Source organism: Secundilactobacillus yichangensis, from assembly GCF_016861565.1.
GTDB classification, from domain to species: Bacteria; Bacillota; Bacilli; order Lactobacillales; family Lactobacillaceae; genus Secundilactobacillus; species Secundilactobacillus yichangensis.
The window spans coordinates 35,824-53,952 of the sequence record NZ_BOLK01000003.1 but is presented as its reverse complement, the minus strand read 5'-3'; the positions used below and the strand labels follow the sequence as shown (position 1 = coordinate 53,952).

Sequence of the window (18,129 nt, the reverse complement as noted above, 5' to 3'; positions counted from 1 at the left end):
AAAGAAATCGGTTTCATTGTTTCTTACCAAATAAAATGCGATATACTATTAGCAGACAAAATTTAAAGGAGAAATCAAATGAAGCATTTATCAGCATGTACCTCAGTATTAGTCGGTAAGAACGCCTCCATCGATGGCTCAGTGATGATCGCCCGAAATGACGATACTTTTTTGCCGCTAACACCGCAGCGTTTTTACATGCATCAGCCAGCAGAAACTGAAGGGAAAATTTTACAGTCGACTCAAAACGGGTTTGAAGCACCGCTGCCCAAAAACGCCGTTAGGTATCAGGCAACACCAAACGTGGAAGTCGACAAAGTCGGTCTATATGAAGAGAGCGGTATTAACGCCCATAACGTTGCTATGAGCGCTACTGAAAGTGTCTATGGCAACCCTAATGCGTTGGCGTTTGATCCGTTAGTTGAGGATGGTATGGCTGAAGATACCATGCAGACGATGGTATTACCCGTGATCACTAGCGCCCGCAACGGTGTGCAGGTCTTGGGTGAACTCATTAAAAAGTACGGTTCACCTGAAGGCAACGGTGTTCTGTTTGCCGATAAGGATGAAGCTTGGTACATGGAAATCGTTACCGGCCATCACTGGGTGGCTCAGCGGGTTCCTGATGATGCCTTTGTGATCACCGCTAATCAAGTTGCCATTCGGACAGTTGATTTTGATGACCCGGATAATTTTATGTATTCTGATGGGATTCAAGCCTTTGTGTCTGAACACCATTTGAATCCTGACCAATCTGGCTGGAACTTCCGCCATATTTTTGGGACTAGTACTGAAAAGGACCGTCACTACAACACACCGCGAGTTTGGTACGGTCAGCGCTATCTGATGCCGGAAGGTAAGCAGTCGCCGACATCTTCAGAACTGCCATTTATTTGCCATGCCAACCGGAAAATCAGCGTGGCCGATATTAGTTTTATTCTTGGTTCCCACTACAACGAAACTGATTATGATCCGTTAGGCAATGGCCCGGCAGAATTAAAGACTAAGTTTCGGCCGATCGCCATGAACCGGACCCAGAATTCACACGTACTGCAGCTGAGAAACAACGTGCCGGAAGCACAGTCAGCAGTAATGTGGCTCTGCTTCGGCGTGCCAGCATTCAGCCCGTTCGTGCCGTTCTTTGCCAATGCCAATGACACGGATCCGTCGTACGTCAACACGCCAGTTCACGCCGATGAGGAGAGTGCTTACTGGATGTACCGGAAGTTATCCGTTCTGGTTGAGTCACGGTATGCTGAATTTGTGCAGGATGACCGGGACTATTTGACCGCCTGCCAGGAATTATTCACGCACCATTTGGCTAACACTGATGAAGTCGCGGCCAAACTATCCGGTGAAGAATTGACGACTTATTTGACTCAGCAAAATTACCTGATTGTTTCGGAAATGAAATCGAGAACTACTAAACTGATGAATGACTTATTTGAACACGGTTTAGAGCTCTCAAAATTAACCTTCAATATGGATGTTAATTTATAACTCAAAAATTGCTGCTTCCTAATTCAATAGGGAGGCGGCTTTTTTGAACTCATAAAAAATTCTAATACTAATCATAATTAATTCATGGTATCTCTGAAGCCCTTTCGATAAACTGTAGATAGAAGCAAACTGGCTAGCGCCCACAGAAAGGACTGCTGACTATGACCATGACAAATGCAGAACGGAACCGCGAGCAGCTCGAAGCGGCTCTAAAAACAAATTTAACCAGTGGCCTCATGGATTTCCAGGTAACCCAGCGACAAGCAGATGGCCGAAACGTGTTACAAGAAGAAAAGCCGCCGACCCTTTTTCAAAAAATTTGGCGGCATCTTTCCGACGTGGCGTCATTAGTCCTGTTATTTGCAGTGGCGCTGTCGACGTACCTGGCAATTGCTGCGGATGGCGGCTGGACGAAGACGATCGTGATTGGCAGTATTTTGGTGATCAACGTGATGATCGGGATGTATCAGGAACACAGTGCCGAAAAATCGCTGGCTGCCTTAAAGAAAATGAACGTCCATGAAGTGACTGTCATGCGAGAGGATCAGTCACAAGTGATTGATGCTGCTGACCTGGTGGTAGGGGACGTAGTATTGCTGTCAGGCGGTAACCAGATTCCAGCTGATGGGCGGTTAATTACCGCCACTGATTTACGCATCGATGAAGCGGTTCTCACGGGTGAAAGCGAACCGGTTAAGAAAACGGCCGAACCAGCGGATCAAGCAGCTGAAATTGGCGACCGGGTCAACGAAGTTTTCTCCGGTACCGGCGTGACTCAGGGAACCGGTCAAATGGTAGTGACTGCCATTGGAATGAACACTGAAATCGGCAGCATTGCCGGTATGCTGAACCGTACTAAGGCCCGCACCACACCGCTGCAGAAGCGGCTGAACCAGCTCTCAAGCCGGCTAACTGCCGTGGCGGTAGTCGGTGGTATTATTATCACGATTTTAGGGCTCTTTTTCCAAGGTGATACACTAACGGATGCGTTGATGATCGGGGTGTCACTAGCCGTAGCGGCGGTGCCGGAAACGTTACCGATCATTGTGACTATCAGCCTCTCTCACGGCGTAGGGGTCATGGCGAAACAGCACGCCATCATGCGCCGGGTGGATGCCGTGGAGACCATCGGCGGAGTCAACGTGATTGCTTCTGATAAAACTGGGACGCTGACACAAAATCAGATGACGGTCACCCAAGTATGGTCCGTTTTTGATTCGGAACCAACGGTAGTGGGCAACGGCCCGCTGGAAGATCAGACCAAAACACTAATGGAATTAATGGGACTGGCGACTAATGCCACCCGTGAACAGGTGAATGGAGAATGGGTGGAAATCGGCGATTCTACCGAATTAGCCATTGTCCGCTGGCTGGCTGCCGACGGGCTGAATCGGGCGGGCTTCGAGAAGCAGGCCCCTCGAGTGGCTGAAGATCCGTTTAACTCCACTAAGAAAACCATGGCAACCTTGCATCAACTACCGGATGGTCGGGCACTGCTCATCGTGAAGGGTGCTATTGATCATTTACCAGTCAAACAGTCGGCTAGTGAGATAGCGAAAACCAAGCAAATTCACGACCAGTTTGCCCACGATGCACTGCGGGTATTGGCCGTTGGATACAAATACTTTGACGCCATGCCGGAAGCACCAATCGAGGAATTGCAGCACGATTTAACGTTTGCCGGACTGATTGGCATGATCGATCCGCCACGGGAAACGGCAATTGCGGCGGTTGCTCAAGCAGCACAGGCGGGAATTCGAACCGTGATGATTACGGGTGACCACTTGGAGACCGCTAAAGCCATTGCAAAGCAAATCGGAATTTTACGCCCTGGTGACCAGGTTGTAACGGGTGCAAACTTACGGCAGCTTACTGACGACGAACTAGCTGCCCAGATTGAAAACATCAGCGTTTATGCCCGAGTTTCACCGGAAGATAAAATTCGGATCGTTAATGCTTGGCAGCAACAGGGTGCTACGGTGGCCATGACCGGTGATGGGGTCAACGATGCGCCCGCTTTGAAGGCCGCCGATGTCGGGGTAGCTATGGGTATTACGGGGACGGAAGTTTCTAAGAATGCCAGTGACATGATCCTCACCGACGATAACTTTGAAACCATTGTGGCCGCGGTGTCAACCGGACGGGCCGTTTACCAAAATATTTTGAAGGCCGTGGAATTTCTGATCGGGGTTAACTTTGCCCAAATCTTCCTGATGATTTTCGCGGTTGGCATTGGCTGGGGTGCACCGTTAATTGCCGAACAGCTGCTGCTGATCAACGTGCTGGCGGATGGGATTCCCGGATTCTACCTAAGCCGGGAACCAGCCGAACCGCAGAACATGAAACGGCCGCCAATCAGCAGAAACACCAGCATTTTCGCGGATGGATTGGGGCAGCGAGTAACCGTTCGAACCACCACGTTTATCCTTTTGACGTTAGGAATCTATAGTCTTGGCCGTTTCGGATTATCTAATAACGATCCGGCAATTGGCATGACCATGCTGTTCTTCACGCTGGCACTGGGCTCGATGATCGATATCTATCCGATCAAGCAGCGTTCGCCATTGTCATGGCACGGTATTGTCAGCAATCCTGCCTTAAATGCTGGTGTGCTGTTAGCTGCCGGGTTCGTTGCCAGTACCGCGGTTATCCCGGGGCTGCGCGATGCCTTTCAGTTAACCGCGCTATCCGCAACTAACTGGTTAGTGATCTTGATTGCCATCTTCATCCCGAGCTGCGTACTTGAAATCAACAAACGGCTTAAAACGCTTCGTTATAGACAGCCAATGGTTTTGGATGAAGAATAGTAAAAAAGCATTCCAACGCTCAATTCTGAGTGTCGGGATGCTTTATTTTGAGTTAATTTAATTTAACGTACTGGGCTAAAATGACGTTACCGTCAGCCATCCGGTACCACTTAAGCTGGTTATCATCGGTGCATTCGCCGGTGAGTTGAACTTGAGTACCATCGGCAATCAGTTTCACGGCTTGTCCGTTAGGCTGATCGTACGTATGCAATGAGTGATTGCTAACAAAATCAATAACTGCAGACTGCTTGATTGGTTTGAAAGCCACGGCCCTTTGCTGGCCAATTTGCTGATGGGCCGGCTTGTCAGTCTGGGTGACGTCTTTACCGTTGATCCACTGCGGGCCGCCAAGGTTAAACCAAGTTTCGCCGTTTTGTGTATTGACCCGAACAAAAGCCCGCCAAACTGAATTCTTGGGAAATTCATAACTGTAGGCCTGCCCGTCTGGCTGGTCGAGAATTTGGGTACTATCAAGCAGTTGAACGAAGATGTTGATCCGCTGAACGGCTGTCCAGCTGTCACGGCGCAGCATCACCACAATGGTTTGTGCTTTTTCGGTGAAATGCCCCGTTAGCGGCCGGCTAGCTTTAATCAAATGAAAGCCGTCAACAACCGTTCGACTAAATGCAAACGGCTGATTAACCGCGCCGGTTTGAATTACCGGTGAAGCCACCATTTCACGAGTATCGTAATCAATAGCATACATGATCACGGGATGCCCTAACTTCTTAGTATACTGCAGCGTCATAATGCGGTAGGGGCTAGCAAATAGGGTTGTAAAGCCAATGATGTGAAACAGCAGATAGTTGTCAATGTGGCGAGGAGTAAAGTGGATCTTTTCGCCTAAGCGGCCAATCAGCCACTGCGGTTTGGTGAGTGAATGATTTTGTTCATCCAGATAAAGAACCAGCATGACCGCCGATTCAGGCTGGGTTTCAACCGGCTTTTCGGTCGGCTGTTCAACCGGGCTATTTTGCGGTTTCGGGTCATCTGCGGATTGATCCGTTATTGGCTGAACCGGTTTTGCAGGTGTGTGTCCGGCAGTTAAAGTGGAGTTTTCAGGTACCACCGTTTTTCTATGATGAGAGGGGGTTCTTGGTCGATTTATCGTCATTAGTTTTAGTAGCCGATCAAAAAAAGCCATCCGAATTTCCCCCTCAATATATCGTTACTTCTAGTATACCCCAACTTGATAGGTGCCGAAAAGGTTTCGTCAAGATCTTGGAAACACAAAAAAGCGGGACATAAATGATGTTCCGCCTTTTTTAAAATGTGCGTATTACTTCTTAGCTTTTTTATCGTTGGCTGCAGGTGCAGCTGGCGTTTCTTCAGCAAGCGTAATTTCACCATTTTCAATTTTAGCAACTAAGTTCTTCATGTTGCTGTGTTCCAAGTAGAAGTCCGCAATGCGGTCTTCAATTTGTTCTTGGATCACACGACGCAGCGGCCGAGCACCCATGGCTGGGTCGTAGCCCAATTCCACAAGTTTCGCTTCAACTGGTTCGGTAACGTGAATGTGCAGGCCTTGGTTAGCAAGCATAACGTTCACATCATCGATCATCAAATCAACGATCTTCATCAAGTTGTCCTTGGTGAGGGAGTTGAATTCGATAATGTCGTCAAACCGGTTTAAGAATTCAGGCTTGAAGTAATTGGTTAATTGATCAAGAACTGAATGGGTTTTACCGGAAACTTCAGCACCGAAACCAACACTGGCTTCAGCATCACCAGTACCAGCGTTAGAAGTCATGATGATGATCGTATCCTTGAAGGAAACGGTCCGACCCTGTGAATCAGTTAAACGGCCATCATCCAGAATCTGCAGGAACATATGCATGACGTCCGGGTGGGCTTTTTCAACTTCGTCTAAAAGAATCAAGCTGTATGGGTGGCGACGAACTTGCTCGGTTAATTGACCGGCTTCTTCGTAACCAACATAGCCAGGAGGCGAACCAATCAGCTTAGCCACTGAATGCGGCTCCATGTACTCGGACATGTCAAACCGAATCATGGCCTCCGTTGAACCAAACAGTTCACGGGCTAATTGCTTAGCCAGTTCAGTCTTTCCAACACCGGTTGGACCAACGAATAAGAATGAACCAATTGGCCGGCCGGTACCGTTAAGTCCAATCCGGTTACGACGGATGGCACGGGAGACTTTATCAACGGCATCGTCTTGACCAATCACGTGAGCTTTTAGTGAATCACTTAAGTCACGTAATTGCTGCTGTTCCTTGTTTTGAAGTTCACCGACAGGAATACTAGTCTTTTCTTCAACGATCTTTTGCATGTCTTCTTCAGTTACCTGTGGTTGATCGTCGGAAGAGGGTGCGCCAGTTTGAGACTTCTTGGCATCTTCAAGTTTAGTGACTTGATCACGGTAGTAAGCTGCCTTTTCGTAGTCTTCCTGTTTCAAAGCGGCTTGCTTTTGATCTTCAGCAGATTTGATTTTATCATCGATGGTCTTTGGGTCAACCACGTTGATGGTCAAGTTCTTTTTAGAGCCGGCCTCATCAAGAAGGTCAATGGCCTTATCGGGCAAGAAGCGATCTTGAATATAACGGTCAGACAGTTTTACGGCTGCTTCTAGGGCTTCATCCGTATAGTGAACGTGGTGATAGTCCTCATACTTCTTTTGGATCCCCTTCAAAATCTTGACAGCTTCCTCAGGGGATGGTTCGTTCACGGTGACGGGCTGTAAACGACGAGCCAGTGCTTGATCCTTTTCAATATCACGGTATTCATTTAAAGTCGTTGCACCGACTAACTGGAACTCGCCACGGGCTAGTGCTGGTTTCAAAACGTTACCGGCATCCATCCCGCCTTCAGCGTTACCAGCGCCGACTATTTCGTGGATCTCATCAATGAACAAGATGATGTTAGGATTATCAGTAACTTCCTTCATCAGTTGCTGCATCCGCTGTTCGAATTGACCACGGATACCAGTTCCTTGAACAAGAGAAACCACATCGAATCGAATAATCTTTTTGTTCATTAATTTCTGTGGAACATCGCCAGCGACAATCTTAAGCGCCAGGCCTTCTACAACCGCCGTTTTACCAACACCGGCTTCACCGATTAAAACGGGGTTGTTCTTAGTCCGTCGGTTCAAAATTTCGATGACTCTAGAAATTTCACGATCACGGCCAATCACTGGGTCAATCTTACCTTGACTAGCAAGTTCAGTAAGATCGATACCGTATTGACCTAACAGGCCACCGTTACCATTGCCATTTTGGCCGCCGCCATTACGGGGACCGCTTGGCTGGGTAGGTGGAACTTGCTGTTGATAGCCTTGGGGATTGCCGTTAGGATTTCCGCCTTGCATCGCGCGAAAGATGTCATCCAGGTTACCAAAGCCAAATGGATCTTGTGCCATTTGTGCACCTCCATTTCCAGGATTAGAGTTATTCTGCTGGTTTTTTAGTAGTTGATAGCAATTTTGACAAAGATCAACTTGCTGTCGTTGACCATTCATGTTCAGGTACAAATGAATCGTCGCTTCACGTTGATGACAATTCTGACACAGCATATCTTGACTCCTCTCTTATTTAAAGTAGTCAAGCCAATCACTGATCAAATGTTTGACCAATCTTGACCTTTAAAACCATTATACAATATTAAAGTGTTTTCGCAAGTTATTTGCTCGCACTTTAAGAGTAAAATTAGCACGGCGACCACTCGAGTGCTAACTCAAGTTATGTTTTACTTCATTTTGGGAAATCTTGCAAGCAGTTTGACTGAATAATCAGCCTTTTCGTTGCCTCAACGTTGAAATTTACCATTGTTTGCGGAGCAGCTTAATTTGATTCTTAAGTTATGGTAGAATATGTTGAATCAGAAATTTCGGTGCTTCGGAGGTGAATTGATTGGCTGAAGATTATGCCAAATTAATGGCACAGCTTAAATCAGGTGAGTTAGATGAGTTTACGGTGGAGCCGGCTGATTTCATGGCGTTTCAAACAGCCTACATGCAATTTGAGTCCCGTAAGCGGGTTGTGGGCAAAGCTGAGAAGAATGGTAAGATCATTTATCATTATGATCATGACCAAACACAGTAAATAAACGATGTAAGCGGTTGATTATTTTCCGCTACTGCTTGTATTTTGGTGGATAAATTGATATTCTAAGACTAAAGGTGTTTTTCTATTTATTTCATAAAGGCTGTAATTATGAAACTAATGAAAAGTAACCCAATTTGTTTTTAGCTGATAAAGGAGATTGATATATTATGGAAAAACGCAACTTTCGGATTACTGCAGAAGCTGGTATTCATGCTCGTCCTGCAACATTGTTAGTACAAGCTGCCAGCAAGTTTAACTCAGACATTAACTTGGAGTACGATGGCAAGTCGATTAACTTGAAGTCAATCATGGGTGTGATGTCATTAGGTGTTGGTCAAAACACTGACGTTACTATCTCTGCTGATGGCGACGACGAGACTGAAGCCATGGAAGAAGTCGCTAAGACGATGAAGGCTGAAGGCCTTACTCACTAATTAAGTCTGCAATTATATAAATAATGGTTTATGAAACGGTTCACTAGAAATAACTTTAATTCTAGTGAACCGTTTTTTAGTTTAATTTTAAGAAAGAGCAAAGGGGCTTGAACCGCTTTGCCTATTAAGCTATTGTTAATTGGTTGAATTACTAGTAAATGCTGGCGCAGCGTTGCTAGCTAGAGGGCACTTTCTATTCTTGCATTAAGCAGCGCTAACCAATATAATTATTACCAATAAGAAGACGGAATTAATGAGATGGGGGGATTGTCGTGAACATTGGGTTATTTACTGACACATACTTCCCTCAAGTGAGCGGTGTGGCAACTTCAATTAAAACACTGCGTCATGAGTTGGAAAAACAGGGCCACCAGGTGTACATTTTTACCACGACTGATCCGCACGTCGAAAAGGATGTTTATGAACGGAATATTTTCCGTTTTCCAAGTGTGCCATTCGTTTCATTCACTGATCGGCGAATTGCCTTTCGGGGTCTTTTGCATGCCTATCAGTTAGCTAAGGAATTAAATCTAGACATCGTTCATACTCAGACTGAGTTTTCCATGGGATTGATCGGCAAGTTTGTGGCCCGGGCCATGAAAATTCCCTGCATTCATACCTATCACACCATGTATGAAGATTACTTGCACTACGTGGCTAACGGCAAAATTTTGAAGCCGGTGCACGTCAAACAGATGACGCTGGCCTTTTGCAGTCACTTAGATGGCGTTGTTGCGCCCAGTGAACGGGTGATCGATAAACTGACCAGTTACGGCGTTAAAGCACCGATTCGGGTGATTCCCACCGGAATTGATCTGGAACAGTATGAACCGGATGAAAACGAACTGAACGTGCGTGAGAAGTACCATATTCCTGCAGACGCACCCATGATGCTATCGCTGAGCCGGGTGGCTTACGAGAAGAACATTAAAGAAGTCATCGATGGGTTCACAGCGATTTTGGAACAGATTCCCACCGCTTATTTAATGATCGTCGGTGACGGTCCGGCCAAGGAAGACTTGGAACAGCAAGCGCATGACTTGGGATTAGACGAACGCGTCATCTTTACTGGTGAGATTAATAATAATGAAGTCTCAGCATTTTATCATGCCACTAATCTGTTTGTTTCCGCGTCAGATTCGGAATCACAGGGGCTGACCTACATTGAAGCCTTAGCAGCCGATAAAAAAATTGTGGTTAAAAGCAGCCCCTATACGGATGAGCTGCTTGAGGATCCGCAATTGGGTGCAACCTTCAAGACTCACGATGAAATGGTTGAAAAGATGGTTTACTATTTGAAGCATGATAAAATCACTGATCACACAGTTTTGAATCAAACACTTAAACAGGTCTCAAGCGAAACATTTGGTGAGAAGATCGTTGATTTTTACCACGATGCGCAGCTGAACTATGAAGAGACCCATGAAAGTTCGGCAGATGTTGGCAATCAATAATTAGAAACGGAGTCAAGAATGATAAAAATCACAATGTTTTCGGCGGCAGATTCAGTCAAGGGTCAGGGAGTCGGCAGTGTCTATACCGAACTGGTTCGGCTATTACAGACCCGTGGATCAGATCAGATTTCACTTAAGATCAATAAGTACGGTCGCAGCGACATCAGTCATTATCATACGGTTAACTTTCCGTTCTATTTGTCCACGTTTATGCCGGGACGGGGCCGTAAAATCGGTTTTGTCCATTTTTTGCCTGAAACACTGGAAGGCAGTTTAAAGTTGCCCAAGATTGCGAAGGCGGTTTTTTATCGTTACGTTATTGCATTTTATAAGCGGATGGACCAGTTAGTTGTAGTCAATCCGTCCTTTATTCCTAAGCTTGAAGCGTACGGTATTAGTAAGGACAAGGTGACTTACATTCCTAACTTTGTTAGCGCCGAAACGTTTCATCCAGCTGATGACAGCCAAAAACGGGCACTGCGAAAGCAGTATCAGTACCCGGATAAGTTTACCGTTTTGGGATCGGGACAGGTTCAGGTGCGGAAGGGTGTTTTTGACTTTATTGAATTAGCCAAGCGTCACCCGGAAATGCAGTTTATCTGGACCGGTGGGTTTTCTTTCGGCCGTATCACTGACGGTTATGAAAAATTGAAACGGGTGGTTGACGCTCCACCAGCTAACCTTAGTTTCCCGGGGATCATTGACCGCGATAAGCTAGTTGACTACTACAACATGGCAGATTTATTTTTGCTGCCATCATATAACGAGCTATTTCCAATGTCCGTTCTCGAAGCATTTAGCACCCATACACCAGTTTTGCTACGTGACTTAGATTTATATCACGCCATTATTAAGGGTGATTATGCGGCTGCTAAGGATGTGGACGAAATGGACCAGATCATTTCTGATTTGAGTTCGGACATCAGCGCGTTACTGGCACTTCAAGAAAGGGCCAAACAAGCCGCAGACTATTACTCAGAGGAACGACTGGCCAAAATCTGGCTGCAATTCTATACTGAACAGGCAAAAAGAGGATAAATAAGGATGTCGAGACGTAATAAAATTGCATTGTTCCTAATCATATTACTGGGTGTTTCCATCTTCGGCTTTTCGCTGCGAGACGTTAAGCTCAATATTTTAATTCGCGACTTTACGAGTATCCACCAGGACTGGCTGCTGGTGGCAATCGCCTGCATGCTGGCGTACTTCTGTTTGGAAGGACTGGTGGTTAAGGTCTTTGTTGACGAGCGGCTAGGGCAGTATTCGTATAAAAGTGCTTTGCGGATTCCGTTGATTGAACAGTTATTTAACGGGATCACGCCGTTTTCATCCGGCGGGCAGCCCGCGCAGCTGATTGCCATGCTGCAAAGCGGTATTGACGGCGGTCGGGCAAGTTCGATCCTATTGATGAAGTTCATTGTGTATCAGGCAATGATCGTGATCAATTTTTTGATTGCTTTGATCATTGGGTTTCACTATATGGTCAGCAAAATGAGCTATTTATCGTTATTCGTGGTATTTGGCTTTGTAGTTCATTTGGCGGTGATCATCGGCTTGTTTTTGGTGATGTTTTGGCCGCAGTTTACCAAACGGACCATGCGAATCGTGATGATTCCGGTTCGCTGGTTCACTAAGGCTGAAAAAGTGGCAGATTGGATCGTCAAGCTGGATACCAAGATCGATTTATTCTATCAGGAAAGTGTTCAGCTGATTGGTCAGTGGAAACTGCTGCTGAAAGTGATCATGATTACCTTTGTCCAGCTGATGTGCTATTACTTGGTGCCGTATTTCATTATGCTGTCGCTGGGGTACACCCACGCTAATATCGTTATGATCACCTGCCTGCACGTGCTGATCGTCATGGTCATTTCCATTTTCCCAATTCCTGGCGGGTCTGGCGGGGCCGAATATGCCTTCACGGTACTGTTCAGCAGTTACATCACTAATTCCAGCAAACTGGTCTTAGCGATGCTGCTCTGGCGTTTGCTGACGTACTATTTGGGGATTTTGGCCGGGATCATTGCGTTAGCAGTAAAACCGGATAAAATTAAATTAAAAGCGTAAATGATATTCAGAAAATAACCTGATCGTCAGTTGTTAAGGACTGGTGATAAGGTTATTTTTTGACGTTTAGCTGCCTGCGTTGGCACCTTGCTTGAGAGCTGTTATTCATGGTACAATCTCCTAAGCAAACATACGTTTACTTAAATTAGAGAACTGGAGCAATCAAAAAGATGTATGAGTATTTAAATGGTCAAGTTGTCGATATTCAGCCCGCCTACATTGTGCTTGATGTCAATGGTGTGGGGTACCTGATCCGGGTGGCGAATCCCTTCCGGTTTGAAGTCGGTGATGACCTTACCAAAATCTATATTCATCAAACCATCAGTGATACGGCTCAAACGCTGTATGGGTTCAGTTCACTAAAGGAAAAACAGCTCTTTGAAAAGTTGCTGGCCGTGTCTGGAATTGGTGCCAAAAGTGCCTTAGCCATTCTAGCTAATGGCGATCAGCAAGCCATCGTAAAGGCTATTAGCCAAGATGACGTGAGTTACTTAACCAAATTTCCTGGTGTCGGCAAAAAGACGGCACAGCAGATCGTACTGGATCTGAAGGATAAGCTGGATGATTTTACAACCAACAGTTTGTTCGAGCCAGCCAGTACGCCGATTGCTTCAACCGATAGCGCGGCCTTAGCGGACGCACTGGCAGCTTTAACAGCGCTGGGCTATAAGGATCGCGATATTAAAAAAGTTGAAAAAGCCTTGCAGAGCGAACCGGAGCAAACAACGGATGCTTATTTAAGTGAAGCGTTAAAACTATTAACCAAGTAAAATTAGATAGTAGGGGGAGGTGAGCAGATGACTGAAGATAACCGAATAGTTGCCGGCGATAAACAAGATGACGCGGAGACGTCTGTTGAGCAGTCTCTGCGGCCAAGCAGTTTATCGACCTACATCGGGCAAACGGGGTTAAAACGTGAGCTCAGTGTTTATATTCGCGCGGCTAAGAAGCGTGAAGAAGCGCTGGATCACGTCCTTTTGTATGGGCCTCCTGGTTTAGGAAAAACCACTTTAGCCATGATCATTGCCAGTGAAATGCAGGTGGGGATTAAAACCACCAGCGGTCCCGCGATTGAAAAGACAGGTGACCTGGTTGCATTGCTAAATGAACTGCAACCCGGCGACGTGCTGTTTATCGACGAAATTCACCGGCTGCCAAAAGTAGTGGAAGAAATGCTATATTCCGCAATGGAGGATTTCTTTATTGATATTGTGGTGGGTCAGGGACCAACCGCCCACCCCATTCATTTTCCGCTGCCGCCGTTTACGCTGATCGGTGCCACTACCCGAGCAGGGCTGCTTTCAGCACCGCTGCGGGACCGGTTTGGTATCGTTGGTCACATGGCCTATTACAACACGGATGAATTGGAACAGATCGTTAAGCGCTCCGCGAAGATCTTAAACTCACCGATTCAAGAAGAAGGGGCTCACGAAATTGCGCTCCGTTCTCGGGGAACACCCCGAATCGCTAATCGCCTGCTTAAGCGAATTCGTGACTTCGCGGAAGTTTCGGAACATCACGATTCGATTGACCGTTCAATTGTTCAGCAGGCGCTAAAAATGCTGCAAGTTGATGACGAAGGCTTGGACCAGACGGATATTAAGTTACTGAAAACAATGATCAAATTTTATAATGGCGGCCCAGTAGGGTTGAATACGTTAGCGGCTAACATTGGTGAAGAAACTGATACGGTAGCTGAAATGTACGAACCATTCCTGCTTCAAAAGGGCTTTATTAAACGAACCGCCCGTGGCCGAATGGCAACTTCATTGGCCTATGAACACCTTGGCATCTCACCAGACAAAAAGTGAAAGGACCTTCATCATGACACTAACAACTGAAGACTTCGATTATGATTTACCGCACGAACTCATTGCTCAGACACCCATTGAAAAACGTGATGCCTCACGGTTACTTGTTTTAGACCATAAAACCGGGGCACTGGCTGATAAGCATTTTTATGATATCCTGGATTACTTGAATCCTGGAGATGCCGTAGTAATGAATAATTCTCGGGTGATGCCAGCCAGAATCTACGGCATTAAGCCGGAGACTGGCGGCCACGTTGAAACCTTACTCTTGCACAATACTAAGGGTGATGAATGGGAAACACTAATGAAGCCAGCTAAGAAAATGAAGGTTGGCGCCACCCTTAGTTTCGGTGATGGTCTGTTAACGGCGACCGTGACTGAGGAATTAGATCATGGCGGCCGAATGATTGAATTTCACTACGATGGTATTTTTATGGAAATTCTCGATAAACTCGGCGAGATGCCGTTACCGCCATACATTAAAGAAAAGCTGGATGATCCTGAGAGGTATCAGACCGTTTATGCAAAAACACCCGGTTCAGCGGCAGCCCCAACGGCCGGTCTCCATTGGACGAAGGAGCTACTGCAAAAAGTTCAGGATAAAGGGGTTAAGTTAGTCTACCTGACCTTACACGTGGGTCTGGGAACCTTCCGGCCGGTTGACGAAAAGAATATCGAAGACCATAAAATGCACTCAGAATTTTACCAGCTGTCTGAAGAGTCAGCCCAAACGCTAAACGAGGTCCGGGCCAATGGCGGCCGAATCATTGCAACGGGGACTACTTCGATTCGAACGCTGGAAACCATCGGGACAAAGTTTAATGGCGAGATCAAAGCCGATTCTGGCTGGACCGACATTTTCATTAAACCGGGCTACAAATGGCAGGTAGTTGATGCCTTTATCACTAACTTCCATTTGCCGAAATCAACGCTGGTCATGTTAGTGGCAGCTTTTACCGGCCGTGACAACATTCTCAACGCGTACCAGCATGCCATTGACGAACGCTACCGATTCTTTAGTTTCGGTGACGCCATGTTTATTAAATAAATGATCGATCAACGACCTTTTGCTGATTGCAGCAAGGGGCCGTTGTTAGTTAAATACGGAGGAACTATCATAATGGAACCAGCGATTAAATATCGCCTTATTAAAACTGAAAAACATACCGGTGCCCGATTGGGTGAGCTGATCACGCCGCACGGCACTTTTCCGACTCCCATGTTTATGCCGGTAGGGACGCAGGCGACCGTTAAGTCGCTGGCTCCTGAGGAATTGGATGAAATGGGTGCTGGCGTCATCTTGGCTAACACCTATCACCTGTGGCTGCAGCCGGGTGAAGATCTGATCAAGGAAGCCGGTGGCCTGCATCAATTCATGAATTGGCACAAGCCAATCTTGACTGATTCTGGCGGCTTTCAGGTTTTCTCCTTAGCAGAGAACCGTAACATCACCGAAGAGGGGGTTCACTTCAGGAATCCTTCAAACGGGGATAAGTTATTTCTTTCGCCGGAAAAAGCAATGCAAATTGAAAATGATCTGGGACCGGATATCATGATGAGCTTGGACGAATGTCCGCCATTCTTTGAGAGCTATGACTATATCAAGCACTCTGTTGAGCGGACTTCCCGCTGGGCTGAGCGAGGCTTAAAAGCTCACGCTAACCCTGATTGGCAAGGCTTGTTCGGCATCGTGCAAGGCGCTGGCTACGAGGATCTGCGTCGACAATCAGCGCATGATTTAGTCAGCATGGACTTTCCTGGCTACTCCATTGGTGGTCTATCCGTGGGTGAATCAAAGGCTGAAATGAACCGGGTACTGGACTTCACGGCACCAATGCTGCCTACCAACAAGCCCCGCTATTTAATGGGCGTGGGGTCCCCTGACTCTTTGATCGACGGCGTGATGCGCGGTATCGATATGTTTGACTGCGTGTTGCCGACCCGGATTGCCCGTCGCGGAACCTGCATGACCAGTCACGGCCGGCTGACGGTTAAAAACGCTAAGTACGCCCGTGATTTTTCACCAATTGACGATCAGTGTGATTGCTATACTTGCCGGAACTATACCCGAGCGTACATTCGCCACTTGTTCAAGGCCGATGAAAGTTTTGGCTTGCGACTGACTAGCTACCATAATTTATATTTTTTGCTGCACCTCATGAAAAAAGTTCGTGAAGCCATCATGGCGGATAATTTACTGGATTTCCGGGCTAGTTTCTTCGAAGAATACGGTTATAACCACCCAAATCCGAAAAATTTCTGATATTTGATAGACTGATTGACAAATTTTTGTTAAATTATACAGTAGACAAAGGTGGGTGAAAGAATTTGAACGTTTTAGCAAGCAACGCTGGGGGTTACTCCAGCATGTTGTTGATTGTGGTTATGATCGTTGCAATGTACTTCTTAATGATCCGGCCACAACGTAAACAGCAAAAACAGCATCAAGATACGTTGAATCAACTGAAAAAGGGCGATCACGTTATTACAATCGGCCGGCTTCACGGTGTGATCGATGAGATCAACATGGAAGCTAAGACGGTGACACTTGACTGTGACGGTATTTACCTGGTCTTCGACCTGAATGCCATTGCAAAAGTGACTCAACGTTCTGCTGCTAGTGAAGTCACTAGTGCTGCAGCAGCTGCACCAAAACCAGCTGAAGATGAAAAGACTGATACGACTGAAGCAACGGATGCAACGCCTTCAGACGAACCAGCTGATGACTCGACAGATGATACTAAAGCCGACAAGTAGCTTTAATCTCCCTTTTACTGAGGGGGATTTTTTTATTTAAAAAGGGGGGTATTATGGATAATCCAGTACATGTCGACGATAGCCGACGGATCTTACACGTTGATATGGATGCCTTTTACGCCTCCATCGAACAGCGTGATACCCCAGCTTTTAAAAAGTTACCGCTGGTGATTTCACGTGACCCCCGGCAGACGGGCGGCCGCGGCGTGGTCACTACCGCAAACTACGTGGCTCGGAAGTATGGCGTGCACTCGGCTATGCCGGCACAGCAAGCGTTAAAGCTGTGTCCGAAAGCGGTCTTTGTCACGCCAAACTTCCACCACTACCGCGCGATTTCTGATCAGATTCACCAAATCTTTCACGAATACACCGATATCATTGAAACGGTGGCGTTTGACGAAGCCTACCTTGACGTCACCACTAATAAATTAAAGATTGAAGATCCCGTAGAGCTGGCAGTTCGCCTGCAGGCAGAAATCTGGAATCAGACACATTTAACCTGTTCCATTGGGATTTCTTACAGTAAGTTTCTTGCTAAGGAAGCTTCTGATTACCGTAAACCGGTAGGCATTACCATCATTCACGCGGAAGACGCCCACGATTTTTTGATGCAGTTGCCGATTGAACGGTTTCGCGGCGTGGGGAAGAAAACCGTTCCTAAAATGCATGATTTAAAAATTCAAACGGGATGGGATCTCTTTGCCTGGGATGAACTGGACTTGATCAACAAGTTTGGCCGTTTTGGTGAGATTTTGTACCAGCGAGTGCGCGGCGCGGATGACCGACCGGTTGAGTACCAGCGGGAGCGTAAATCCATTGGTAATGAAACCACGTACTGGCCGTTCCTGACCACCCGCAGTGAAGTCGATACCCAGCTGGATAAACTAGCGAAAGCGTTGGCTGAAACGGTCAAAAAACAGCAGATGCACGGGCGGACACTGGTCTTAAAAGTGCGTTACGGTGATTTTAAAACGAAGACTAAACGCGTCACCCAGCCTGATTTCTTGGATAACGATCCGCAGCTATACGCCCAAACGGCCAAGCAAATTATGAATACCCTGCCCGATAATCCGGAAGGGGTCCGGCTGCTGGGAATTACCTTAACCGGTCTGGCGCCGATCACGTTTGAAAACATTGCGTTGAATCTGTTTGAGCATGAACAGCGCCAGAAATATCGCGGCGGTTAACAGAACTTGCGATTTAGCGTTATGATTTAATAGTAAACGATGGTGTCTTGC

Annotated in this window: 15 protein-coding genes; 13 read left to right on the top strand and 2 right to left on the bottom strand. The window is 46.6% G+C overall.

From position 1 onward, the window contains the following. Positions 1-78 precede the first annotated feature (78 nt). Both JUE95_RS03485 and JUE95_RS03480 read left to right on the top strand, forming a co-directional pair. A complete protein-coding gene (locus tag JUE95_RS03485; RefSeq protein ID WP_203649225.1) occupies positions 79-1,500 on the top strand; it encodes a C69 family dipeptidase in 1,422 nt (473 codons plus the stop codon). A gap of 167 nt (positions 1,501-1,667) precedes the next feature. Further along, on the top strand, positions 1,668-4,307 hold the full coding sequence (locus JUE95_RS03480; RefSeq protein WP_203649475.1) for a cation-translocating P-type ATPase: 2,640 nt from the start codon (positions 1,668-1,670) through the stop codon (positions 4,305-4,307). Between the two features lie 52 nt (positions 4,308-4,359). Here JUE95_RS03480 and JUE95_RS03475 read toward each other — a convergent pair whose 3' ends face one another. Both JUE95_RS03475 and JUE95_RS03470 read right to left on the bottom strand, forming a co-directional pair. Next, on the bottom strand, positions 4,360-5,451 hold the full coding sequence (locus JUE95_RS03475) for a MucBP domain-containing protein (RefSeq protein ID WP_203649223.1): 1,092 nt from the start codon (positions 5,449-5,451) through the stop codon (positions 4,360-4,362). Positions 5,452-5,586: 135 nt separating this feature from the next. Then, positions 5,587-7,839 (bottom strand): ATP-dependent Clp protease ATP-binding subunit, encoded by a 2,253-nt coding sequence (locus JUE95_RS03470; RefSeq protein ID WP_203649221.1) that lies wholly within the window; start codon positions 7,837-7,839, stop codon positions 5,587-5,589. 337 nt (positions 7,840-8,176) lie between these two features. On the opposite strand from JUE95_RS03470, the gene ykzS reads away from it, so the two are divergent. The 11 genes from ykzS to dinB all read left to right on the top strand — a co-directional run bounded on the left by ykzS (position 8,177) and on the right by dinB (position 18,078). Next, positions 8,177-8,368 (top strand): protein YkzS, encoded by a 192-nt coding sequence (gene ykzS / locus JUE95_RS03465; RefSeq protein WP_203649219.1) that lies wholly within the window; start codon positions 8,177-8,179, stop codon positions 8,366-8,368. Between the two features lie 170 nt (positions 8,369-8,538). Next, complete coding sequence (locus JUE95_RS03460; protein ID WP_203649217.1) at positions 8,539-8,805, top strand: phosphocarrier protein HPr; 267 nt, start codon at positions 8,539-8,541, stop codon at positions 8,803-8,805. A gap of 272 nt (positions 8,806-9,077) precedes the next feature. Further along, complete coding sequence (locus tag JUE95_RS03455) at positions 9,078-10,259, top strand: glycosyltransferase family 4 protein (protein ID WP_203649215.1); 1,182 nt, start codon at positions 9,078-9,080, stop codon at positions 10,257-10,259. Positions 10,260-10,277: 18 nt separating this feature from the next. Then, complete coding sequence (locus tag JUE95_RS03450; RefSeq protein WP_203649213.1) at positions 10,278-11,297, top strand: glycosyltransferase family 4 protein; 1,020 nt, start codon at positions 10,278-10,280, stop codon at positions 11,295-11,297. A 6-nt stretch (positions 11,298-11,303) separates the two neighbouring features. Next, the gene (locus JUE95_RS03445) at positions 11,304-12,323 is read left to right on the top strand and encodes a lysylphosphatidylglycerol synthase transmembrane domain-containing protein (RefSeq protein WP_203649212.1); all 1,020 of its coding nucleotides are present in this window, start codon (positions 11,304-11,306) and stop codon (positions 12,321-12,323) included. A gap of 170 nt (positions 12,324-12,493) precedes the next feature. Further along, the gene (gene ruvA / locus JUE95_RS03440; RefSeq protein ID WP_203649211.1) at positions 12,494-13,093 is read left to right on the top strand and encodes a Holliday junction branch migration protein RuvA; all 600 of its coding nucleotides are present in this window, start codon (positions 12,494-12,496) and stop codon (positions 13,091-13,093) included. Between the two features lie 27 nt (positions 13,094-13,120). Next, positions 13,121-14,134, top strand: coding sequence for a Holliday junction branch migration DNA helicase RuvB (gene ruvB / locus JUE95_RS03435; protein ID WP_203649210.1), 1,014 nt, complete (start codon positions 13,121-13,123; stop codon positions 14,132-14,134). Between the two features lie 13 nt (positions 14,135-14,147). Continuing rightward, on the top strand, positions 14,148-15,182 hold the full coding sequence (queA, locus tag JUE95_RS03430; protein ID WP_203649209.1) for a tRNA preQ1(34) S-adenosylmethionine ribosyltransferase-isomerase QueA: 1,035 nt from the start codon (positions 14,148-14,150) through the stop codon (positions 15,180-15,182). Between the two features lie 72 nt (positions 15,183-15,254). Next, the gene (gene tgt / locus JUE95_RS03425) at positions 15,255-16,397 is read left to right on the top strand and encodes a tRNA guanosine(34) transglycosylase Tgt (RefSeq protein ID WP_203649208.1); all 1,143 of its coding nucleotides are present in this window, start codon (positions 15,255-15,257) and stop codon (positions 16,395-16,397) included. A gap of 104 nt (positions 16,398-16,501) precedes the next feature. Continuing rightward, entirely contained in the window at positions 16,502-16,891 is a 390-nt protein-coding gene (gene yajC / locus JUE95_RS03420) for a preprotein translocase subunit YajC (RefSeq protein ID WP_203649207.1), read from the top strand. Positions 16,892-16,944: 53 nt separating this feature from the next. After that, complete coding sequence (gene dinB, locus JUE95_RS03415) at positions 16,945-18,078, top strand: DNA polymerase IV (RefSeq protein ID WP_203649206.1); 1,134 nt, start codon at positions 16,945-16,947, stop codon at positions 18,076-18,078. The last annotated feature ends 51 nt before the right edge of the window (positions 18,079-18,129 follow it).